This is a genomic window from Microcystis sp. LSC13-02 (genome assembly GCA_002282935.1).
Lineage (GTDB): Bacteria > Cyanobacteriota > Cyanobacteriia > Cyanobacteriales > Microcystaceae > Microcystis.
Window position 1 is genome coordinate 1 of the sequence record MTBT01000174.1, and the last position, 5459, is coordinate 5459.

At 45.0% G+C, this 5459-nt stretch carries 5 protein-coding genes and 1 pseudogene; 4 read left to right on the forward strand and 2 right to left on the reverse strand.

Annotation, left to right across the window (positions count from 1 at the left end):
* Positions 1-322 precede the first annotated feature (322 nt).
* Together BGL89_RS10405 and BGL89_RS10410 are read right to left on the reverse strand one after the other, a co-directional pair.
* Positions 323-868 (reverse strand): hypothetical protein, encoded by a 546-nt coding sequence (locus BGL89_RS10405; RefSeq protein WP_271990221.1) that lies wholly within the window; start codon positions 866-868, stop codon positions 323-325.
* A 67-nt stretch (positions 869-935) separates the two neighbouring features.
* The gene (locus tag BGL89_RS10410) at positions 936-1352 is read right to left on the reverse strand and encodes a hypothetical protein (RefSeq protein WP_286825653.1); all 417 of its coding nucleotides are present in this window, start codon (positions 1350-1352) and stop codon (positions 936-938) included.
* A gap of 567 nt (positions 1353-1919) precedes the next feature.
* Between BGL89_RS10410 and BGL89_RS10415 the strand changes: the two genes are divergently transcribed.
* The 4 genes and pseudogenes from BGL89_RS10415 to BGL89_RS21480 all read left to right on the forward strand — a co-directional run bounded on the left by BGL89_RS10415 (position 1920) and on the right by BGL89_RS21480 (position 5412).
* Complete coding sequence (locus tag BGL89_RS10415) at positions 1920-4385, forward strand: ATP-dependent Clp protease ATP-binding subunit (RefSeq protein WP_286825654.1); 2466 nt, start codon at positions 1920-1922, stop codon at positions 4383-4385.
* Between the two features lie 77 nt (positions 4386-4462).
* Positions 4463-4743: pseudogene (locus tag BGL89_RS10420) on the forward strand (hypothetical protein).
* A gap of 141 nt (positions 4744-4884) precedes the next feature.
* Complete coding sequence (locus tag BGL89_RS21475) at positions 4885-5088, forward strand: hypothetical protein (RefSeq protein WP_286825656.1); 204 nt, start codon at positions 4885-4887, stop codon at positions 5086-5088.
* A gap of 15 nt (positions 5089-5103) precedes the next feature.
* Complete coding sequence (locus BGL89_RS21480; RefSeq protein ID WP_286825657.1) at positions 5104-5412, forward strand: hypothetical protein; 309 nt, start codon at positions 5104-5106, stop codon at positions 5410-5412.
* The last annotated feature ends 47 nt before the right edge of the window (positions 5413-5459 follow it).

A 5459-nucleotide genomic window follows, 5' to 3' on the forward strand; every position in this document is an offset into this window, starting at 1 on the left:
TTCCTCGACTTGGGGGCGCACCTGAGATTGATAAATCTCATTACCACGTCGAGCGAATTCTTCTTTGCTGTAGCGGAGTTGATTAACTGTCATTGGCCTGACCCCGTTGCAACTTTTGCCCCTCCATTTTAACCTAAACATTGGCAATCTTCGCTAACATTCCCCAACTGGGCCCACAAGGGCGGCATCGCACTTAGACTCACAGTTTCAATCAATGTGCATGGTGCGTTCCCCAAAATCGATCACTGAAGCGGTAGAAGTTGCCCTAGGGAACGCACCCTACAAGATTGCGATCGCAATGTTACAAGGTTATGTTCAATAGCTAGTACTGCATAGCTAGACTGTTAATTTTTTCTAGCTTTTTGGCAAGACTTTTGGCTCCGGTTTGAACCCAGTACTGCTTTGCAATATCCTTACTTTGATCTTTTACCTCAAAGCAGATATTTCTAGCTTCCTGCCAGTAGTCATACCAAGCATTTTGGTATTCCTCCGACAACAGGTATACACTGGATTCGGCATCAGACATTAGACCCTCTGCTTTTTTGTAGTCTTCATCAACCCAATTTTTAGTCTCAAGATTTGCAAGAACCCTATAGTACTTGAGAGCGGCAGACTTTGACTCCTTGAGAGCGGGAAGCTTAACAGCCAATTGTTGTTTAAGTTCTTCAAGTTGTGCTGCGTTTCGACTACTTGAAAGCGTATTCCATAGAGATGAGACCGCCGCAGTTACAGATGAAACAGCCGCCAGCGACGACAGAACCCATACTTTAGTGTCCGTTCCTGATGGTGGACCAAAGTACAAAAGAGCAGCGAAGACAAAGATAGGAACAGAAATAAAGATTAGAGTCGGGTTGGTCTTACGTGTCATAAGGTCTCTCCTAACTTTTAAAACGACCCATGAGAAGAATTCAGATCGCTTGGTCTCTTAAAACTTTTTAGATACAAACTCCTTTGGTTTCATCACAAATACAGCCAGGCTTAATGCAACCTCCGCTAGGAACACAGGGTTGACCACAATTGATTTTTGAAAGTTTGAAAGAATTTGATACCCTTTGCGGAACCCACTGAAAAGCTAACAGTTCTTCTCCGCTAAACTCCTCCAACAAGTAGCTGAGGAAGCGTTTATAGCTCCACTTAGCGTTGACAATCTCTTTTTGAACGTCGCCATTTTGATTGAGAAGGATTACCCCGGTACCCACTTTGTATCTTTGTCCGATGACAAATCTAGCTGGAGTCTGGTTTTTCGGGTTGAGTCTTTGGTACTTACCTGGTTCATGGATATAATACTTGACTCTATTTGTTTTCTTGGCGAGACTCTTGGGAGTCGCTTCAGCGGCACCGGATAGACTCATAATGTTTTTGCTTAAAGAATAGAATATAACCCGATGATTAGGACATCCTACACCAGAATGTTATCCCTGTCAAGAATACAATGACATCCACGCTTGTGAGAAGTGAGCAATAGATATTAAAGCCTTCTCGAAATTCAGAACACCATCACGCAAAACCGTATCAGTCTAACTACACATTATACGGAAACTTTCTGTATATTAACCCATCCCGCAACATAAAATACTCATTTGTCAATAGGTAGTAATATTTAATCTACTTATACTTCGAGTTTTGGTCTGAAAATGGCCGCTCAATAGTCAAGCGATCGAGGGATGGGAATGACCACGAGCTTAGGGGATTAGGCAAGGGTGAACAACTTATCGGCAGGTTTCGAGAGGGCTAAAACCACAATCTGCCAGATTCCGGGCATCTCCGCAAGTCAGCTAAGACCGACTGACTCCGGAAAAATCTTCAACGCTATAACTAATAGCCGCTCGCCAATAACTGATCACTGAAAGACGGCTAAACTAAAAAGGCGTGCTAAAATCAGCATATCTAGGGTCGCTTGTGTAGGTGATGGATAGGCTATGTTTGAAAGATTTACGGAAAAAGCCATTAAAGTAATCATGCTCGCCCAAGAAGAAGCTCGCCGCCTCGGCCATAACTTCGTGGGAACAGAGCAGATTTTACTAGGACTAATTGGAGAGGGAACGGGAGTTGCCGCCAAAGTCCTCAAGTCCATGGGTGTCAATCTCAAAGATGCGCGCGTGGAGGTGGAGAAAATCATCGGTCGCGGTTCCGGATTCGTAGCCGTGGAAATTCCCTTCACCCCCAGAGCCAAACGAGTTTTAGAACTCTCCCTCGAAGAGGCCCGTCAACTCGGCCATAACTATATTGGCACAGAACACCTCCTTTTAGGACTAATTCGCGAAGGGGAAGGTGTGGCCGCTAGGGTTCTGGAAAATCTCGGCGTGGATCTCTCGAAAGTTCGCACCCAAGTGATCAGAATGTTAGGGGAAACCGCCGAAGTGGCCGCAGGTTCATCTTCCCAAGGTCGCACTAAAACCCCCACTCTTGATGAATTCGGTTCCAATCTAACCCAAATGGCCAGCGAGGGTAAACTCGATCCCGTGGTCGGCCGACAAAAGGAAATCGAGCGCGTTATCCAAATTCTTGGCCGTCGTACCAAAAATAACCCAGTCCTGATTGGGGAACCGGGGGTCGGTAAAACAGCGATCGCAGAAGGATTGGCCCAACGCATCGCTAATAAGGATATTCCCGACATTCTCGAAGAAAAACGGGTTGTCACCCTCGATATCGGCTTGCTAGTGGCGGGAACCAAGTATCGCGGCGAATTTGAGGAACGCCTCAAAAAAATCATGGACGAAATTCGCCAAGCGGGTAACGTCGTCCTTGTGATCGATGAAGTTCATACTCTCATCGGTGCTGGGGCAGCCGAAGGGGCGATCGATGCGGCCAATATTCTCAAACCGGCTTTGGCCCGAGGAGAACTGCAATGTATCGGTGCGACGACCTTGGATGAGTACCGCAAACATATCGAACGGGATGCGGCTCTAGAAAGACGTTTTCAACCGGTTATGGTCGGTGAACCCTCCGTAGAAGAAACGATCGAAATTCTCTACGGTCTCCGGGAACGCTACGAACAGCACCATAAACTAAAAATCTTAGATGAGGCCCTGGAAGCGGCGGCGAAATTGTCCGATCGCTACATTAGCGATCGCTTCTTACCGGACAAGGCGATCGATTTAATCGATGAAGCTGGTTCGAGAGTGCGCTTGATTAATTCCCAATTGCCCCCGGCAGCCAAGGAATTAGACAAGGAACTGCGGCAAATTCTCAAACAAAAAGATGACGCGGTGCGCGGTCAAGACTTCGAGAAAGCCGGGGAATTGCGCGATCGGGAAATGGAAATCAAAACCCAGATCCGGAATCTCGCTTCCACTAAAAAAGGCGAAGATGGCAACGACGAACCCTTTGTTGACGCGGAGGAAATCGCTCACATCGTCGCTTCTTGGACTGGGGTTCCCGTCAATAAACTGACCGAAACCGAATCCGAGAAACTGCTGCACATGGAAGATACCCTACATCAGCGTCTCATCGGTCAAGAGGACGCGGTTAAAGCAGTGTCCCGCGCCATTCGTCGCGCTCGCGTCGGTCTGAAAAATCCCAACCGTCCCATTGCTTCCTTTATCTTCTCAGGTCCGACGGGGGTAGGTAAAACCGAGTTAACTAAAGCTCTGGCCGCTTATTTCTTCGGTTCGGAAGATGCGATGATCCGTCTCGATATGTCGGAATACATGGAACGGCACACGGTTTCTAAGTTAATCGGTTCGCCTCCGGGTTACGTTGGTTACAACGAAGGGGGACAATTAACGGAAGCGGTGCGTCGTCGTCCTTATACGGTGGTGCTATTCGACGAAATCGAAAAAGCTCACCCCGATGTCTTCAATATGCTTCTGCAAATCCTTGAAGATGGACGTTTGACCGATGCTAAAGGTCGCACGGTGGACTTTAAAAATACCCTGTTGATCATGACCTCGAACATCGGTTCTAAAGTGATCGAGAAGGGTGGCGGTGGTTTAGGTTTCGAGTTTGATGATAATCAGGCCGAGGCCCAGTATAATCGCATTCGATCGCTGGTTAATGAGGAATTAAAACAATATTTCCGCCCGGAATTCCTCAACCGTCTCGATGAGATTATTGTCTTCCGTCAACTCAATAAGGAAGAAGTCAAGGAAATCGCCGAAATCCTGCTCAAGGATGTGTTTAAACGTCTGACAGAACAAAATATTACTTTGTCTGTTACTGATAAGTTTAAAGAACGCTTGATCGAGGAGGGTTATAATCCGGCCTACGGCGCTCGTCCCTTACGTCGTGCGATTATGCGTCTGTTGGAAGATGTTCTGGCTGAGGAAATTCTCTCCGGACGCGTGGGTGATGGTGATACTGCCATGGTCGATATCGATGAGGAAGGTAAAGTGAAAGTTATTTCGGGAGAAAGACGCGAGTTAATCGCTCCCGTGATGGAATAAATTCTAACTGGAATTAGTTAAATAAAAGGTGGGCTTTTTGCTCACCTTTTCTCGTAAAAATAGGAGAAAAAACTGTGATGAAAGTATGGGTTGTGGGTTGTGTATTGTTGTTTTTATTGGTAGAATTTTATCAGTGGGCGAAGGGTTTTATTTTGCCTTTACCTCTCTATATTTTTGCGGGAGCTTTATTATCGATCGCTTCTAATTATTATCAAGATATGAGCAATTTATTTGCTAGAAATGAACAGGTTTATCAAACTGCCAGTTTAAGTGATATTCCTCCTATTTTGATGGCAGAAACCGCAATTACCAGCCTAGAAGCGGCAGATCAGAAGATAGTAAAAAGCGGTGTCGCTGAATCAAGACATGAATACTAAATTGTGCCTCCTATCCACAAGTTACCTTAGTGCTAGGTTTTAAAAATTGCCGAGAGGACAATTGATACTTAAAATCAGCAACGCCCTATAACTTTTCAAACAGATCCTAAAAATAGATGATCATGAAAACAGTCACAAAAGTAGCTCTTATTGCCCTACTCTGGATAACAATAATCAATCCGGCCAACTTACCTCCAGATACCGATGTTAGGCTAAGAATGGCCCATGCCCTGTGGACAGGAACTGAAGAAGTTTCTTTACCACCAAATTATCATCCTTCCTCTCGATTAGACCGTGTTGGTGTTTTAGGAGTAGATGGAAAATGATATGAAGCTTATGATATGGGACAATCCTTATTAATGTTGCCCGCAGATTGGATTGGCACTCAACTCTCTAAAGTTTTTCCTAGTATTAAGCCTTATTTATTACGAGAATTTGCGGTTAGTTTTCTTGTAGTTATCCCTCTAAATGTATTAGTTGTTCTCTCTTGTTATTGGTTACTTAGACTATTTGATTTTCAGGAGAAAATTGCGGCATCTGCTAGCTTGATTTGGTTGCTAGGTACTACCGTTCTCCACTATGCACAAACTTTTCAACAAAATAATCCAGGCTCTTCGGTAATTGTTATGCAAATAATTAACTTAAAATAAAATTCGATGAGAGTGCCTACGCCTAAAAGTAGCTGAAATCTATACAG

Coding starts and splice junctions, on each gene's coding strand:
- BGL89_RS21480 (WP_286825657.1), top strand. CDS start 5,104: ATGGGACAATCCTTATTAATGTTGCCCGCAGATTGGATTGGCACTCAA.
- BGL89_RS21475 (WP_286825656.1), top strand. CDS start 4,885: ATGAAAACAGTCACAAAAGTAGCTCTTATTGCCCTACTCTGGATAACA.
- BGL89_RS10415 (WP_286825654.1), top strand. CDS start 1,920: ATGTTTGAAAGATTTACGGAAAAAGCCATTAAAGTAATCATGCTCGCC.
- BGL89_RS10410 (WP_286825653.1), bottom strand. CDS start 1,352: ATGAGTCTATCCGGTGCCGCTGAAGCGACTCCCAAGAGTCTCGCCAAG.
- BGL89_RS10405 (WP_271990221.1), bottom strand. CDS start 868: ATGACACGTAAGACCAACCCGACTCTAATCTTTATTTCTGTTCCTATC.